At 62.8% G+C, this 15,387-nt stretch carries 15 protein-coding genes; 2 read left to right on the forward strand and 13 right to left on the reverse strand.

The window, feature by feature from the left end:
* Window positions 1–67: 67 nt before the first annotated feature.
* From P0D70_RS24760 to P0D70_RS24790, 7 genes are all read right to left on the reverse strand, one after another.
* Window positions 68–655: a LutC/YkgG family protein gene (locus tag P0D70_RS24760; protein ID WP_408186397.1), complete on the reverse strand. Its 588-nt coding sequence runs from the start codon at window positions 653–655 to the stop codon at window positions 68–70.
* Entirely contained in the window at window positions 642–2,036 is a 1,395-nt protein-coding gene (locus tag P0D70_RS24765; RefSeq protein ID WP_408186398.1) for a lactate utilization protein B, read from the reverse strand. The genes P0D70_RS24760 and P0D70_RS24765 overlap by 14 nt, the downstream gene beginning before the upstream one ends.
* A complete protein-coding gene (locus tag P0D70_RS24770; RefSeq protein ID WP_011492097.1) occupies window positions 2,033–2,776 on the reverse strand; it encodes a (Fe-S)-binding protein in 744 nt (247 codons plus the stop codon). Before P0D70_RS24770 ends, P0D70_RS24765 begins: the two co-directional genes overlap by 4 nt.
* A gap of 261 nt (window positions 2,777–3,037) precedes the next feature.
* A complete protein-coding gene (locus P0D70_RS24775) occupies window positions 3,038–3,784 on the reverse strand; it encodes a FadR/GntR family transcriptional regulator (RefSeq protein ID WP_408186399.1) in 747 nt (248 codons plus the stop codon).
* Between the two features lie 181 nt (window positions 3,785–3,965).
* On the reverse strand, window positions 3,966–5,774 hold the full coding sequence (locus P0D70_RS24780) for a S10 family peptidase (protein ID WP_408186400.1): 1,809 nt from the start codon (window positions 5,772–5,774) through the stop codon (window positions 3,966–3,968).
* A gap of 187 nt (window positions 5,775–5,961) precedes the next feature.
* Window positions 5,962–7,140: a pyridoxal phosphate-dependent aminotransferase gene (locus P0D70_RS24785; RefSeq protein ID WP_408186401.1), complete on the reverse strand. Its 1,179-nt coding sequence runs from the start codon at window positions 7,138–7,140 to the stop codon at window positions 5,962–5,964.
* Between the two features lie 134 nt (window positions 7,141–7,274).
* Window positions 7,275–8,756 carry an RNA polymerase factor sigma-54 gene (locus tag P0D70_RS24790; RefSeq protein WP_408186402.1) on the reverse strand — a complete coding sequence of 494 codons (1,482 nt, stop codon included), beginning with the start codon at window positions 8,754–8,756 and terminating at the stop codon, window positions 7,275–7,277.
* Between the two features lie 499 nt (window positions 8,757–9,255).
* Between P0D70_RS24790 and P0D70_RS24795 the strand changes: the two genes are divergently transcribed.
* Window positions 9,256–9,594, forward strand: coding sequence for a BON domain-containing protein (locus P0D70_RS24795; RefSeq protein ID WP_408186403.1), 339 nt, complete (start codon window positions 9,256–9,258; stop codon window positions 9,592–9,594).
* Between the two features lie 238 nt (window positions 9,595–9,832).
* On the opposite strand, the gene P0D70_RS24800 is transcribed toward P0D70_RS24795, so the two are convergent.
* From P0D70_RS24800 to P0D70_RS24825, 6 genes are all read right to left on the reverse strand, one after another.
* Complete coding sequence (locus P0D70_RS24800) at window positions 9,833–10,285, reverse strand: PA2169 family four-helix-bundle protein (protein WP_091808027.1); 453 nt, start codon at window positions 10,283–10,285, stop codon at window positions 9,833–9,835.
* Between the two features lie 789 nt (window positions 10,286–11,074).
* Window positions 11,075–11,656 carry a glycine zipper domain-containing protein gene (locus P0D70_RS24805; RefSeq protein WP_091808021.1) on the reverse strand — a complete coding sequence of 194 codons (582 nt, stop codon included), beginning with the start codon at window positions 11,654–11,656 and terminating at the stop codon, window positions 11,075–11,077.
* A 94-nt stretch (window positions 11,657–11,750) separates the two neighbouring features.
* A complete protein-coding gene (locus P0D70_RS24810; protein ID WP_091808019.1) occupies window positions 11,751–12,095 on the reverse strand; it encodes a DUF1488 family protein in 345 nt (114 codons plus the stop codon).
* Entirely contained in the window at window positions 12,092–12,655 is a 564-nt protein-coding gene (locus P0D70_RS24815; RefSeq protein WP_408186404.1) for a DUF4142 domain-containing protein, read from the reverse strand. Before P0D70_RS24815 ends, P0D70_RS24810 begins: the two co-directional genes overlap by 4 nt.
* Window positions 12,656–12,749: 94 nt before the next feature.
* Complete coding sequence (locus tag P0D70_RS24820; RefSeq protein ID WP_091808015.1) at window positions 12,750–13,301, reverse strand: type 1 glutamine amidotransferase domain-containing protein; 552 nt, start codon at window positions 13,299–13,301, stop codon at window positions 12,750–12,752.
* 169 nt (window positions 13,302–13,470) lie between these two features.
* On the reverse strand, window positions 13,471–13,812 hold the full coding sequence (locus tag P0D70_RS24825; protein WP_408186405.1) for a chemotaxis protein: 342 nt from the start codon (window positions 13,810–13,812) through the stop codon (window positions 13,471–13,473).
* A 234-nt stretch (window positions 13,813–14,046) separates the two neighbouring features.
* On the opposite strand from P0D70_RS24825, the gene P0D70_RS24830 reads away from it, so the two are divergent.
* A complete protein-coding gene (locus tag P0D70_RS24830; RefSeq protein WP_408186406.1) occupies window positions 14,047–15,249 on the forward strand; it encodes a DNA topoisomerase IB in 1,203 nt (400 codons plus the stop codon).
* Window positions 15,250–15,387 lie beyond the last annotated feature (138 nt).

Below are 15,387 nucleotides of genomic sequence, written 5' to 3' on the forward strand. Positions count from 1 at the left end.
GAATGGGTGGCTTATCGAATGGAATGCCGGCATTGTGCCATTCGATCACGCCGCAGCGATGGCGTTTTTACTCCGCCGCCAGCCACACCACCGTCAACGAACGCACGCCTTGCGCGCCGCGAATCAGCACGCCTTCGATATCCGCCGTCGCCGAAGGTCCGGTGACGAGCGCCGCATAACGGGCAGCGCGAAAATCATCGCGCCGGTATACGTCCTGCAAGCCGTCGAGCAATTGCGCCGGGTCGAGCAGCACGACCAGATGCTGCACGATGTAGCCGAGCGCGTTGACCACATACTCGCGTTCGCTAAACCAGACCGAGCCGGTTTCGGCGACGCCGAAGCGAGCCCGCACCACGCCAACGTCGATGTCCTGCAGCGAAGCAGGTTCCGTGTCGGCGGTGAGCGTGCGCGTGCCCTGCACTTCCTGGGTTGCCGAGGCGATGGATGCCTCGGCACCGAACCGCTCGCGAATCAGGCCACCCACGTCGCTCGCCGTCGTGCCGTCGACGCACACGCCGCCCATGGCCTGCAGCGCCGCCGTAAAGCGCGCGCGCAGATCGCCACCCACGGGGTTGAACAGCGGCACGTCGGGCCGCGGCCGCGCCGCCGGCTGCGCCTGCCGCACCTTTGCCAGAAAAGCGTCACGCGTTGTCATGGTCAGCTCCACGATTCTTCTTGTACCAGGCGTGGAAGGTCAGCTTCGGCGCTTCCGGCAACTCGCGTTGCTTGCCCCAGATATTGAGCGGGTTATACAGCACGAAATTCGGCAAGCGCCGCAGCGCGCTGCTCATCGACGACACCGTCGCGCGATACAAGGTCGGACTCGCGAGCAGCCGCCCTGCCATCTTCAACACTTCCTGCTTCACGAACGGCACTTCATGATGCTCGGCGATCACGGTGCGCCATTTGTAGATCTGCTCGTGAATATTGATCTTCACCGGGCACACGTTGGTGCAACTGCCATTGAGCGTCGAGGCGAACGGCAATGCGCTGTAACGTTTCAGATCGAAAGTCGGATTGATGATCGCGCCGATCGGCCCCGAGTACGTGCCGCCATACGACAGCCCGCCGCTGCGCCGGTAGACGGGACACGTATTCATGCAGGCGCCGCAGCGAATGCATTTGAGCGAATACCAGAAGTCTTCCATCGCGAGCCGCTCCGAGCGGCCGTGATCGACGAGGATGAAATGCATCTCCGTGCCCGGACGCGGCGCGCGGAAATGCGATGTGTACTGCGTGATCGGCGAGCCGAGCGCGCTGCGCGACAGCATGCGGACAAACACGCCGAGGTCCGACACCTTCGGAATCAGCTTCTCGATACCGATCGACGCGATATGCAACGGCGGCACGTTTGCAGAGAGGTCCGCATTGCCTTCGTTCGTGCACACCACCACCGTGCCGGTCTCCGCCACCGCGAAATTGCAGCCGGTCATGCCGGCCGTTTTCTCGCGCACGAAGTACGGCCGCGTGTTCATCCGCTGGCTTTCGGCGAGATAGTGGATATCGCTGTTCTTCGGATCGGTGCCGATGGTGCGGCCGAACAGCTCGGCCACGTCGGCGCGCAATTTATGGACCGCCGGCACCACCATATGGCTCGGATCCTGATGATCGAGCTGCTGGATCCGTTCGCCCAGATCCGTTTCCATCACCGTGATGCCGCGCGGCTCCAGGTACTCGCGCATCTTGCATTCGTCGGTGAGCATCGACTTGCTTTTAACGAGCGTGGTCATGCCACGCTCCGACATGATCCGGTGCACGAGCGCGTTGTGCTCTTCGGCGGTAGCGGCCCAATGCACTGTTACGCCGTTCGCCTCGGCGGCCGCCGCGAACTGTTCGAGATACGTGGACAGATTGGAGAGCGTGTGTTCCTTGATACCCGATGCCAGTTCGCGCATCGTCTCCCACTCGGCAATGCCGTGCGCCTGCGCATCGCGCTTCTCGCGCAAATCCCACAGGCGTTTGTCGTGAAACGCAACGTGCTCTGTCTTGCTGATGAAAGCGCCTGCCGCTTTCGCGTGATCGATGCGGTTGCTCATGCGCGTGCTCCGTTGAGGACCTGCGCGATATGAATGAAGCGCGCGTCGGCTTTCATGCGTTCCGCGCAGCCCTGCTGGTGCATCAGGCACGACATGTCGCCCGAGACGATGTACTCGGCGCCCGCGTTCAGATGATCGCGCACCTTGTCCTGTCCCATGCGTACCGACACCGGCTCTTCCGTGACGGAGAAGGTGCCACCGAAACCGCAGCATTCGTCTGGCCGCGCCGGCTTGACGAACTCGATGCCCTTCACGCCTTCGAGCAGGGTGCGCGGCTTCGAAAACGGCGTGCCCGCCACTTCCGAAATCGATGCTTCCTTCAGATGCCGCAAGGCACTGCAGCTATTGTGCAGACCCACGCGATGCGGAAACTCGGCCCACGGAAATTCACGTGCGCCGACCACATCGTGCAGAAACTCGACGAGTTCGTAGGCGTTCGCGCGGACCTTTTTCACTTCGTCGGTCTGCTCGAGCGCGGTGAGATGCTCGCGCACGTGATGGATGCAACTCGCCGACGGCCCGACGATGTAGTCGTAGCCGGCGAAGTTGCGCGCGAACACACGCTCGGCGCCGGCTGCCTCGGCATGCGCGCCGCTGTTGGCCATCGGCTGGCCGCAGCAGGTCTGCTCCTGCGGATAGTCGACCTCGATACCGAAACGTTCGAGCAGTTCGAGCGTGGCGATCCCCACTTCGGGATAAAACGCGTCGATGAAGCAGGGGATAAACAGGGCGACTTTCATAAGCTCATTGAAAAGAAAAGCGGCAGCCGGCGAGTTATCTACTCTACTGCGGAATCGTGGCGGCGCACGAGTAAGTCGTCGCGACAGTTTGCGCGGCAAGGAGGCCGACCAGCGGAGATTACGGCGCTTTTGTAAGACTGGTATGGTTGGTCTGACCAAGAATATAAGGAAGTTGACCGAGGGTGTCAATCGCAGGACAAAGGAGGCGCACGCTGCGGCCCGGTCGGGCTCGCCGCGCGGGGCAATCAGGCACTCAGGCAATCACGCAATCGTACTCGACGAAGGCTTGGCCGCGTCTTCCTTGTACATCTCGCGCACATAGGCCAGATGACGCTCAGCCGCCTTGCGGGCCTTCGGCGCGTCGCGCGACATGACGGCGTCGTAGATGGCCTGGTGCTGGCTCATCAACTGTTTTTCCATCGCATCGTCGTAATCGATCAGCCGATGGTACTGGCGCATGCCCTCGCGAATCAGCGTGTGGATGCCGTGCATCACGTGCGCGAGCGCGATGTTGTGCGTGGAGTCGGCAATTGCGAGGTGAAATGCGGCGTCGAGTTCGGCAAGGTTCACACGGTCCTGCGACAGCGAGCCGGCCTTCAATGCCTCGAACGCCGCGCTGATCTTTTTCAGGTCGGCGGCCGTGGCGCGCTGCGCGGCATACACCGTCGAAATCGATTCGAGCCCCTGGCGCAGCTCCAGAATATCGGCACTGGTTCGCGGATTTTGCAGCAGCAACTCGGCAAGCGGCTTGGAGATGATCGGCGCCGTCACGTCGACCACCGTAAAACCGCCCCGCCCCGAGGTTTCGATGTAGCCGTCCGCTTCCAGCCTGATCAGCGCTTCCCGCAACGAAGGCCGCGACACGCCGAGCTGCGTGGCGAGGTCGCGTTCGGCCGGCAGCCGGTCGCCGGGCATTAGCGTGCCGTCCGAAATCAGTTGCTTGATCTGGTCGGACACCACGTCGGACAGACGTTTGCGCGTGAAGGACTGGATCGGGAGGAATGGCATGGGCAGCGATGAGTGAAGCCGGTTGATCAGGCGGATTTTCAGGCGGTGGACAACCGCCTGGGCGCGGTTCGATGCAAGGATTGAAGCACCGCGCGGCGTCGAACGGATTATACCGTTCAACGGCGCAGGCCAATTGCGGGCGAAAGACGCGCCCGCCGCGTCCTGAGGGTTGCCGGGAAACTCAGCGCGCTCCCGCCGCATAGAAACTCGCCAGATCACGTTTGAGCGTATGCAACGCCGCGTCGTCGAGGTAGATCATGTGGCCGGTCGGATAGTAAGCGATTCGCACGTTGGCGCGCAGCGGCCCGTCCACGCCCAGATGCGCGAGCGCGTATTCGGTTGCGTAAAACGGTGTGGCCAGATCGAAATAGCCGTTCAACGACATCACGCGCAACTGGGGATTTTGCCGCATCGCTTCGGCCAGATCGCCCGCCGCATAGGGCACCGGCAAATGTTCACCCCACCATTCGCGATGCTTCCAGTCCCATTGCGTCAGCGCTTCGTCGTTGAAGACGCGGTAACGGTCGGCCGGCGTAAAGTGCAGGTCCTGAGCGAAATGCTGGTGCAGGGCCGCGTCGAAGGCACTCGACACGCTGCTCACCGAAGCATCGTAATCGGGACGCTCGGACACGCTGTCGAAGTCGATTCCTTCGAAGCGCGCGTCGTACCGGCCGACGCTGCGCGCCTCGTCGCGCAGCAGTTCAGTGCGATAACGCGACGGATAAAGACGCAGGCGGCTACGCTTCACATAGGCGGCGTCGAGCCCCGTGAACTGCGCGACGCGCGCGGCGATCGCATCGCGCTCGGCGTCGGGCAGCGCGTCGCCTTGCGCGAGCGCTTGCGCATACGGCCCACGCGCGAACGTGCGGGCTTCGTCGAGAAAGGCCGGCAGACTGGCCGGCTTCGGCACGATCTTGTCGTGATACCACGCAATGGCCGCGAAGCTCGGCAGATAGCTTTCGCTCCTGAAGTCGGCGCCCGCCGAGAATGCGGCGGAATCGAGCACGGACGACATCAGGATCACGCCATTGAGCGCGATATTGTCCTGCCCCAACTGATACGCCAGCATCGCGGCGCGCGCGGTGCCATACGATTCGCCGAGCAGATATTTCGGCGAATTCCAGCGCTGGTTTACCGTCAGGTATCGGTCGATGAATTGCGAAAACGCGTCCAGATCCTTATCCACGCCCCAGAAGTCTTTGCCCGTGCCGTGGCCGACCACCCTCGACAGACCGGCGCCGACCGCATCGATAAATACCAGGTCGGTGGTGTCGAGCAGGCTGTCGGGATTGTCGGCGAGCGTGTACGGCGCGGGCGGCGTGATGGCGGGACTCGCGGTACGCGCGCGCTTCGGCCCGAACGAGCCGATCATCAGAAATACGCTGCCGGCGCCCGGTCCGCCGTTGAAGAGAAACGTGACCGGCCGCGTTGCCGGTGTTTTGCTGGCGACGGTGTAGGCGACATAGAACACGCTCGCGTTGGCCTGTCCGGTCTTGTCGCGCAGCAGCAGATTGCCGGCGGTGGCCGTGTAGTCGATCTTGCGGCCGTCGAGCCGGATGGAATGCTGCGTCACCGACGCGGTTTCCGGGGGCACGGGAATCGGCGCCGACTCCGGTTTCGCATTGCGCAGCGCCGTACTGCCCGACGCGTCGCTCTGAGTCGTTTCAAGCGCGCGTGGCTGGCGAGTGGCGCGCACCGCGCCCACATGCGAATCGCCGACCGGTTGGGCGTTCGGCTCGCCGCGCTGATTCGGCTTGGCGCTCACAACGCGCGGCGAGTTCGGCGAGTTCGGCGAGTCCTGTGCGCCTGGCGCGGACGCCGCGGTTTCCACGCTCGCGGCCGCATCCGGTGATGCGTCCGGTTCAGCCGCCGCACACACCGTGCTGAATGCGGCGAGCATGACGAGCACGAGCGCCATCGCCACGAGAGCGGCCGCCATCGACCCTGCCATGAGGGATCGGCGTAACGAGAGGGTGAAGCGAAGGCCCATGGGGTTCCCGACAGTGAGTCGATATGCGCCGGCGTCCGGAATGTCCTAGCTTAAGACGAAGTCGGCGCTCGATTTTTGACGCGGCCTTTGGCGGCGTCAATCGAAAACTGCCGAGGACACCCATTGCTCCCAAGACGCATCGCTTCGTTACGCGATTCGAAAAGCAAACGAAACGTTATAGAAAGGCTCAACGGACCGGCAATGTGCGGACGAAAGCGGCAATCCGCTCGCAGGCATCGATCAAGCACGCTTCGTCGACAACGAAGCCCAGCCGCACGAAACCATTCGCGGTCTCTCCGAAGGCGCTCGCGTCGAGCACCGACACGCCTTGCGCGCGAAACAGCTGCCAGGTGAAGTCGACCGTATCGAGGCCGGTGCCGCTCACGTCGACCATCATGAACATGCCGGCTTCGGGCAACACGCAGCGCAAACCCGGCACGCGCTGTAAGCGCTCGAACACCACGTCGCGCCGGCGGCGATAAATCTCCCGCATCTCGGCGGCGATCCGCGCTTTGTTCTGCAAGGCCGTCAACGCCGCCTGCTGGATGAATCCGGGCAAGCCATACAGCATGGCGAGGGCGAGCCGCCCCATATGCTCGATCAGTTCCGCCGGACCGATCGCCCAGCCTACGCGCCAGCCGGCCATGGCATGCGATTTCGACAGACTGCCGAGCGTCACGGTGCGCTCGGCCATGCCGGGCAGCGCCGCAATACTCACGTGTTCCCGCTCGAAAGTCAGCTCGGCGTAGACCTCGTCGGACAGCACCCACAGATCATGCCGGCACGCGAGCCGCGCGATCCGTTCGAGATCGGCGCGCGGCATCACCACGCCGGTCGGATTGCACGGCGTGGCGAAGAAGATGGCTTTGGTGCGCGACGTGACGGCCGCCTCGAGCGCGTCGCAATCGACATGAAAGGCCCGCGCCCGGTCGACCGGGACCGTGACGAGCGTGGCGCCGGCCGCGCGCACGCAGGCCTCGTAGGTCAGATACATGGGCTCGGGGACGATCACTTCGTCGCCCGCTTCCAGCAGGCACAGCGATGCCGCGAACACGCCGTTCTGCGCACCCGCGGTCAGGATCACATTGGCGGCGCTCACGGCGCAGCCGGTCATGCGAGCGTGTTCTTCGGCAATCGCCGCGCGCACCGGTTCACGGCCGGAGACAGCGCTGTAGTGCGTATCGCCGCCGCGCAAGGCCTCGACCGCGCGCTCGACGATCGGCGCCGGCGTCGCGAAATCCGGGTCGCCAACGCTCAGGACGATAACGTCCTCACCATTGGCCGCCGCCTGTTGTGCGACCCGGTGAATTTCCCACGCGGACGTGCGCCTGCCCTGCAAACGCTCGACCAGATTCGAGTACTTCATTACCCTGCCCCGTTGCCCATGGACTCGCCAATGTAAAGGGGCACGCATGAAACGTCCAGATACGAAAAAACGCCACGCGAAGCCTTGGCCTCGCGTGGCGCTTCAACCCAACCCCTTACGGCGGGGCGTGGCGCTCAAACCTGGCGGCGCAATTCCGCCGGAGGCACCTTCATCAGATGCCGGTATTTGGCCACTGTGCGGCGCGCGACCAGCACGCCCTGATCCGCGAGCATCTTGGCGAGCGTCACATCCGAAAGCGGATCACGGGTGTTTTCCGCGGCGATCATTTCCTTGAGCAACGCACGCACGGCGGCGGCGGAACAGGTGCCACCGCTTTCGGTGCCGAGTTCGCGGGGGAAGAAATGCTTGAACTCGAAAATGCCGCGCGGCGTGGCCATATATTTGTTGCCCGTGGCCCGCGAGATGGTGGATTCGTGCAGTCCGAGTTCATCGGCGACATCGCGCAAAACCATGGGCTTGAGTGCGATTTCGCCGTACTGGAAGAAGGCCTTCTGATGCGCGACGATGCATTCCGCCACGCGTTGAATCGTATCGAAACGTTGTTGCGCGTTACGGATCAGCCAGCGCGCTTCCTGCAGTTGCTGTGCGAGCGGCGAGCGGCTTGCACCGGCCGATTGCGCGAACAGCTCTGCGTACATGCGATGGATCCGGGCGCGCGGCTGCACGGCCGGATTGATCGCCACGACCCATTTGTTGCGCACCTGGCGCACGATCACATCCGGCACCACGTAGTTGTCTTCGGTGCGGCCGTAGGAGTTGCCCGGCTTCGGATCGAGCTTGCGCACCAGAGCGCAGGCAATGCGCAGTTCTTCCGCACTGCAGGCAATCTGCTTCTGCAGTTCAGCCTGTTCGCGGCGTGCGAGCCGTTCCAGATGATGCTCGACGATTTGCCGAGCCACTTCGCGCCCCGGCGTATCGGCCGGCAACGCATTCACCTGCAGCGACAGGCATTCCGACAGGGTGCGGGCGCCGAGGCCAGGACGGTCGAGCGATTGCACGAGACGCAGCGCTACCAGCAACTCGTCTTCGGTCAATTCAGGTTCGAGATCGACGCTGTCGGCGAGATCGGAGAGTTCCTGGCGCAAATAGCCGTCGTCGTCGAGCGCCTCGATAATGAAACGGGCCACCGCGCGGTCACGGTCATCGAGCCGATAGAGGCGCAGCGAGTCGTGCAACTGTTCGCGCAAGGTCGGCTGGGAACGGGCCCACTCGGCCGGATCGCTGCTGTCTGAATCGCCGTTCTGACGCGTCGAACTCCGGCTGCTGTAATCGCCGGAAAAGTCGCCAGGCATGTCGTCCTGGCCCGCGCTTTCCAGCGTGTCGTTGCCACCTGACTCGGACGACAGCGAATCGGGCTCGGCGCTGGCTACGGTGTCCGTGGCAGGCAGCGCGCCCGAGTCTTCGCCTGACGCGGTCGTGGCGAGCGCAACGTCTTCGGTATCCGACGAGTCGTATTCGAGGAACGGGTTCGTGTCGAGCGCCGTGCGCAACTCCTGCTGGAATTCCAGAGACGACAACTGCAACAGACGCACCGATTGCTGAAGACGCGGCGTGAGTGCGAGAGACTGCCTTGTGCGAAGTTCAATTGAAGGCATTGTAGTGAGGTCCCGTTAATAGCCGAAAATGGTCAGTAGCCTCCTTAGAGCAACTGCCGTACCAGCTCGCGCAACATCCTGTTTTTTCAACGCTTTGCATTTTCAGGCCCGCCAATTGCGCAGGCGGCCGGACGCCATTTTTACAAGCCCCCGGCAAATTCCGGTTCCTGCTTGCGCACCGCATTCAAGGCCGCTCCAGCCCTTAATTGCGCCCTATTCTTCAGCCTAAAGCCGCGTGCCATAACGGATTTCCTTCACTGCCCGCCTTCGCTCAGGCCGCCGGGCACAACGCTTGCGAATGAGCACTATGTGGACGGACGACGGTCTGTGCACGCGAACGCAGCAGCGAATTCGCATGCACAGACTGTCGCCCAGTGTCGATAACGGGCCCTGACGGAACCGTAGCGGCAACGACCCCACGCGTGTCATCGGCGGTTTCGGCCGCGATCGACCGCAGGCAACAAGACCGCAATTTTCATCAACACCCGAAGGAGAAACCATGAAGACGATCCAATTTCTGAAGACCGCAGGTAGCATTGCTTGTATCGCATTCGCACTGAACGCTACGGCGCAGACCAGCGCGTCGGCTCCGTCGGCTTCGTCCGAAACCATCGGCGAACATGTCGACGACGGCACCATCACCACCAAGGCCAAGGCTGACCTGCTGGCCGCGAAGAACGTCAAGTCGACACACATTCACGTGAAGACGCGCAAGGGCGTGGTGTGGCTCACGGGTTCGGTGCCTTCGGCTGACGACAAGGCGGCAGCCGAGGAAGTCGTCAAGGCCGTGAAGGGTGTGTCGAGCGTCAAGAACCATCTGAAGATCGCCGCTCAGTAAGAGCGAACGATCTGCACGGGAAGCGCTGGCTTCGGTTAGCGCTTCCCGTTGCTCAAGCAGAAGGAAAGACAAAAGCCGTCCGATAATGCGACGGCTTTTTTGCGGGCAGACGGTTCTTGTTGCGAGCCGAACTTTTACGGCGACCGGCGGCAGCTCAACCTCACCTACCAAACTATTGAGCTACTGAGCCGCCGCAAAAAACCAGCGCCGTTTCCAGCGCCAGTTCATTCACCCAGATTTAACGCCGTGCAGCCGCGTATTGATCGCGCAGATCACGCACTCGATCATGGTTCTGCAATACGCCCTGATACTGCCGCTCGACCAGAGCACGCACATCCGCCGGCAATTCCTTTTCCAGCGCGTCGTGGTAGCGCTTCTTCGCGACGTCCTCGCCCTTCTCACATTCGGCCAGAATGTCGTGATCGCTGCGATCGGTCACTGCCGACTTCACGTCGACCCAGCCGCGATGCAGCGCGCCGCTCATGCTGCCGCCCGTTTCGGGTTTGCCGCCGAGCGCCTGAACCGCATCCTGCAACTCACGCGCGCCACGCGTGCAGTCTTCGGCGCGCGAAAGAAACAGCGTTTTCAGTTGAGCATCGTGAGCGTCTTCTGCTGCCTTGCGAAAGCCCTTCTCGCCATCCTTCGACGTTTCGACCAGATCGTTCAGCACGGAAACAACGTTCGTAGCCATTCAATACCTCCAAGGGTTTCGTTAGTCATGAATCCGCCGCCGGACACGTCACGCTATTACCAGCGCTCGCAATCCAGCTGCGGGGTTCGTTGATGTATCCGCACGACGCGTGCCCGGCGCACATCGCAGCGGATGGCCCTGGCGACACATCGGCTAACACTTCCAATCTTGCCAATCCGCGTAGATTATTCCCGCCCCACTACTACGCGGAGCACCGCAAAGCCGCGCCCGGCGTGCTTTCGGCCAATGGCACGGTGGTTGCTTAATAAGCTCGCCCGCAGCATGCCGTGCAGCGCAACGACCCACTGCAAGACGTGCCGATGAATTGAAAACAATGGGCAGGCAACAACGACAGGGAGCATCCACCATGAAGATCAGGAGCACGGAATGTCTGGTCGCCGTCGCGATCATCACCTCGGCGACCGTGATGCCGATTCGCGAACATATGCAACCGCGTGAAGCGGCATCCCCGAGCGCGCAAGTCGCGTCGCCCTCGTGCGGGGCGACGCACGATGGCCCCGTGCCAGCCGCTTGCGAGCCGACGAGGGATGACCATCAAACGGACCGCACAACCCGGCGCCCACGCAGCGCTCCGCAAATCTGGGTCTGAGCGGATCTTTGCAGGACGGCTCCGGCCGTCTACGTCCCTGATGGAGTGAACACGACGCCCACAAGAAAACGGTCCGACCTGAGAGTCGGACCGTTTGGCTAAACACCCTGGCTGAGCACCGCGTCAAACCTCACGTCGGCGGGCCAGTCGAAGAGAAACGTGAACTCAAGCCTCTTTACCTACGCGTGATTTTCCCGAAATTCGTTGAGCGGCACAGGTTTCTTCAAAGGATCGAAGTCCGCCCAACGCCCTTGCTGCCAGCGGCCGCTCGCCCGCTCGATCGCAACGCCGCCAGCTTCGCGCAGCACGCGCGCGGCGTCGAACTGGTTGTCCGGCGACACATGCACCGCGACCAGCACGCCGGAATCACGCGTTTCCTCGTGAAATGGCGATCGGTGGCCAGCCTGGCCGCCCTCGCGCGTGCGTGCCATCGCCCCGACCAGCGAGCCCACGTAAGCGCCGACGCCCGCCGCGATCAACGACACGATGACCGGCGCCGAAAACGCCGCGAAGATCGCCACTCCAACCACGGCGCCGGCTACCGCGCCGATGGTGACACCCAGGCCGGCGCCTTTGGGCGCACCTTTCGCGCCGGCGTCCGTACCGGTATCGCCGCCAATCGGATAACGGGCATGCTGTCCGCGCGGATTCACGAAAAACAGCGTGACGTCTTCTTCGACGAACCCTGCATTGAAGAGCTTTTGCGCCGCATCTTCAGCGGCGGGAAAAGTCGTGAAACGTGCTGCGACGATGAGTGACATGAGGCCTCCTTGCATCGTTGAATGGCGATTGCGGACTCAGCCGCCGCGGCTCGCTGCGCCATTCGGCGCGCTCGAGCGGCGACATGCGCGGGCACTATGCCGCGGTGCCGCGATCCGGTTCCATGCCTTCCACTCTGAACAGTCCACTATGCAACACTACGCCTTCTCCGTTGTTCTGGTCGAGCGCTTCCGCGCAGACCGAACGGATGCGGTGACGGCCTTTGTCGAAGGCCGACATGAGCGTTGCTTCGAGCGCGGAATCGGCGCCGAAATGGTCCTCGAGCGCTTCCGCGGTAATCGCGCACACAACCGCTTCGCCGTCCACCCGCGCCAGAAAACGCACAGTCAGATTCGCTCCGTCGAAGTCCGGCTTGTCGTCGGAAAAAGTGATCTGCATAAGGGAATCCTCATAGGCCGGCCGAGGCAGGATCGCGTTCATGACGAACCCTTCATTGCGCCGGCGAGTTGCTGCGCCATCGCGAGATGATGTTGGATGGTCGGCAACGCGTGCATTGCCGCTGCCTTGAGCTGTGAGTCGGTGCCGCTCGTGCTTTCCTGCTGGAACAGGTCGACCGCGCGCTGATGCGCTTCCACGCCAATCTGCTCAACGTACGCCTGATCGAACTCCTTGCCCTTGAGCGTCTGCAGTTTGCCCACCAGCGCGGAATCCGCTGAAGGCGTCGCAGTAAAGCCCTTTTTCGACACGAGCGCCGCCATGCCATGCGAGAGTTTTGTGTGATCCGCAATCATCTGCTGGGCAAACTTCTTCACGTGCGGGTCGCTGGAGTTTTTCAGCGCGATCCTGCTGGCAGCGATTTCGGTGGCGTCGGACTTCGAGGCATCCTGAACGAATTGCTGGTCCGCAGGCGAGAGCTTCGTACCGCTGACGGGCGCATCACTGGCCGGCGCGTCGCTGGCTTGCGCATAGACCGCGCCAATGGACGCTGCGCTCAAACTTAGCGCGACCGTCATCGCTTGTAGGGGATACCGGAATTTCATGCATTTTCTCCCTGTTCGACGGATACCGCGAAGCGGACCGGGCTGGACGAAGCGGCGCCATTCGCTCGATCGGCGCGCCTCGCTCGCCACCCGCCTATGCCGCCTTGCGCGCGGACAGCTGCCCAATCAGCGCCCGGTTGAAAGCCGGCAGATCATCAGGCTTGCGGCTGCTGATCAGATTGCCGTCCTCGACCACTTCCTTGTCCACCCACGTACCGCCCGCGTTGCGAATGTCGTCCTGCAGGCTCGGCCAGCTCGTGAGCGTACGTCCCTTGATGATTCCCGCCGACACCGGCAGCCACCCGCCATGGCAGATCACCGCGATCGGTTTCTTCGCGCTGTCGGCTGCCTTGACGAAGGCCTGCGCTTGCGGCAGCACACGGATTGCATCCCCGTTCACCACGCCGCCGGGTAACACCACGGCGTCGTAGTCGTCAGCGCTTGCCTTGTCGAAAGTCAGATCGACCTCGACGGCATCACCCTTGTCCACGTGCTTGAAACCTTGAATCTTGCCGGGCTTGGCGGAAATGACGTGCACCGTCGCACCCGCTTCCGCGAGCGCTCGTTGCGGCTCGGTCAATTCGGCCTGTTCGAAACCATCTACCGCGAGTACCGCCACCTTGTAGCCATTCAGCTTGCCAGCCATGCGTGCTCTCCTTCATTCAGTGCCGGGGCCGCGTCTCGCGCGGCTTGTCCGCTTTATGAGTAGTCAATCAGCAATAGACGTGCCTGTGCGGCGGGCCGCCGCAGGCGCCTTCATGCCAATGCCTTGTCTGTTCAATCCCTGCGTTATCCAACCTTGCCTGCCGATGCCGTCAAAGACCGTGCGGATCGTCGTCGAGACCGTCATCGTCGTTGGCGAGCGGATCGATAATCCGGTCGGGTTCGATATCGCTATCCGGCACGAGCGTCGAATCACCGTCCGCCGCGGCACGCTCGCCCGTGCCGGCGCGATCCGTGTCGCTGCCGAGTTCCGAGTCGCCGGTTTCGAGTGCGTGGTTGTCCAGTTCCGAATCCACGTCGAATTCATGACGCTTCGCGCCGGCGACATCGCTGCCGCTATCGGACGAATCACTCGGACCGAGCGCACCTGTCGTGCCGGAGGTTTGTTTGACGACCTGTTGCGGCTCGTCATCAGGATTAAGTGTGCTGCTCATGGCGCTCTCCTTCGTTCGGTTAATCGGTACCCGTATCGAGTGGGCGCAAGGACCGTTCCGCTGTTTCACGAAGCAACCGCGACCCGGCACGCAAAAGCCCACGCCGCGCGTTAGGCACTGCCTTTGCTTGACGCAGTCATCGGCGCGAAACGCGCCTCCTGCCTGAAACTTCTACCTGCGACGATGGCTGCCACGACCACCCCGATTCAAAGCCGCGCTGAACGTACAGACCGCATGGACGACGAGCGCGCAAAACCACCCGCTGCTGCCGACATGCCGCCGGGCTTGCGCCATGCCGACGACGCGAAACCCGGCATCACGCGCAAGCGCGAGAACGGCGGATTCGCGTACTTCGACGTGGCGGGCAAACGCATCGACGACGAGGACGAAATCAAACGCATCAACGCGCTCGCGATTCCGCCCGCTTATGAAAATGTCTGGATCTGCCCGGACGCGCGTGGGCACATTCAGGCAACCGGCCGCGATGCGCGCGGCCGCAAGCAGTACCGCTATCACCCGCGCTGGCGTGAAACGCGCGACGCCGACAAATATGAACGTATGGCCGAGTTCGGCCGCGCGTTGCCGAAGATTCGCGCGCGAGTCGCGCGCGATCTGAATCTGCCGGGCATGCCGCGCGACAAGGTCATCGCCGCGATCGTGCAATTGCTCGACACGACGCTGATCCGGATCGGCAGTGTCGAATATGCGCGGGACAATCAGTCATACGGATTGACGACGCTGCGCAAGAAACACGTGAAGATCGAGGCCGGCCGGTTGCGTTTCAAGTTCCGGGGCAAGAGCGGCATTGAACACGACGTGACGGTCAACAATCCACGTATCAAGCGCATCGTGCGGCGTTGCGCTGAATTGCCGGGCCACGACCTGTTTCAGTATCTCGACGACGATGGCACCCGCCGCACCGTCGGCTCCGCCGACATCAACGATTACTTACGCCGTGCGAGCGGCGCGGACTTCACCGCCAAGGACTACCGCACGTGGGCCGGCAGCGTCTACGCGTTGGCCGCGCTGCGGCGGCTCATCTGCAGCAGCGCGGCGGAAGCGCGCCGGCACGTCGTGGCGACCGTCAAGGACGTGGCCACGCTACTGCGCAATACGCCGGCCGTGTGCAAGCGCTGCTACATCCACCCCGCGGTGATCAGCGCATTCGAAGCAGACGAATTGCAAAATCTCGCGCCGGGCCAAACGCGGCGTGGGCTGAAAGTCGACGAGGTGGCGTTTGCCGCGCTCCTCGCGCACGCCGAAAAACGGGCGGCAAAGCTCGCGCGTCAGGCGGGCGCGAAAGGTCGCAAGGCGCGGGAGTCGGTGGTGACGGAAAGCATCGACACGTCGCTCACGAGTTTGCTGAAAAAGTCGCGAAAGGTGCGCAAGGCAGCGGCAGCGAAGACCGATGCGAAGGCCGGCGTGCAAGCGGCCTGAAGAGCAAGTGCGACGAAGTCTGGCGGCATCGCCGCCTTCGAATGCACATCCGTGCGCGCGCTTCGCCAATCTGGACGAAATAATTTCAAACAAGTCAGCACGCTTTACGCGGTGTTCGAAACGCTCGCAGATGGTTTG

Origin of the sequence: Paraburkholderia sp. RL17-381-BIF-C (assembly GCF_046026435.1) — a bacterium.
GTDB lineage: Bacteria > Pseudomonadota > Gammaproteobacteria > Burkholderiales > Burkholderiaceae > Paraburkholderia.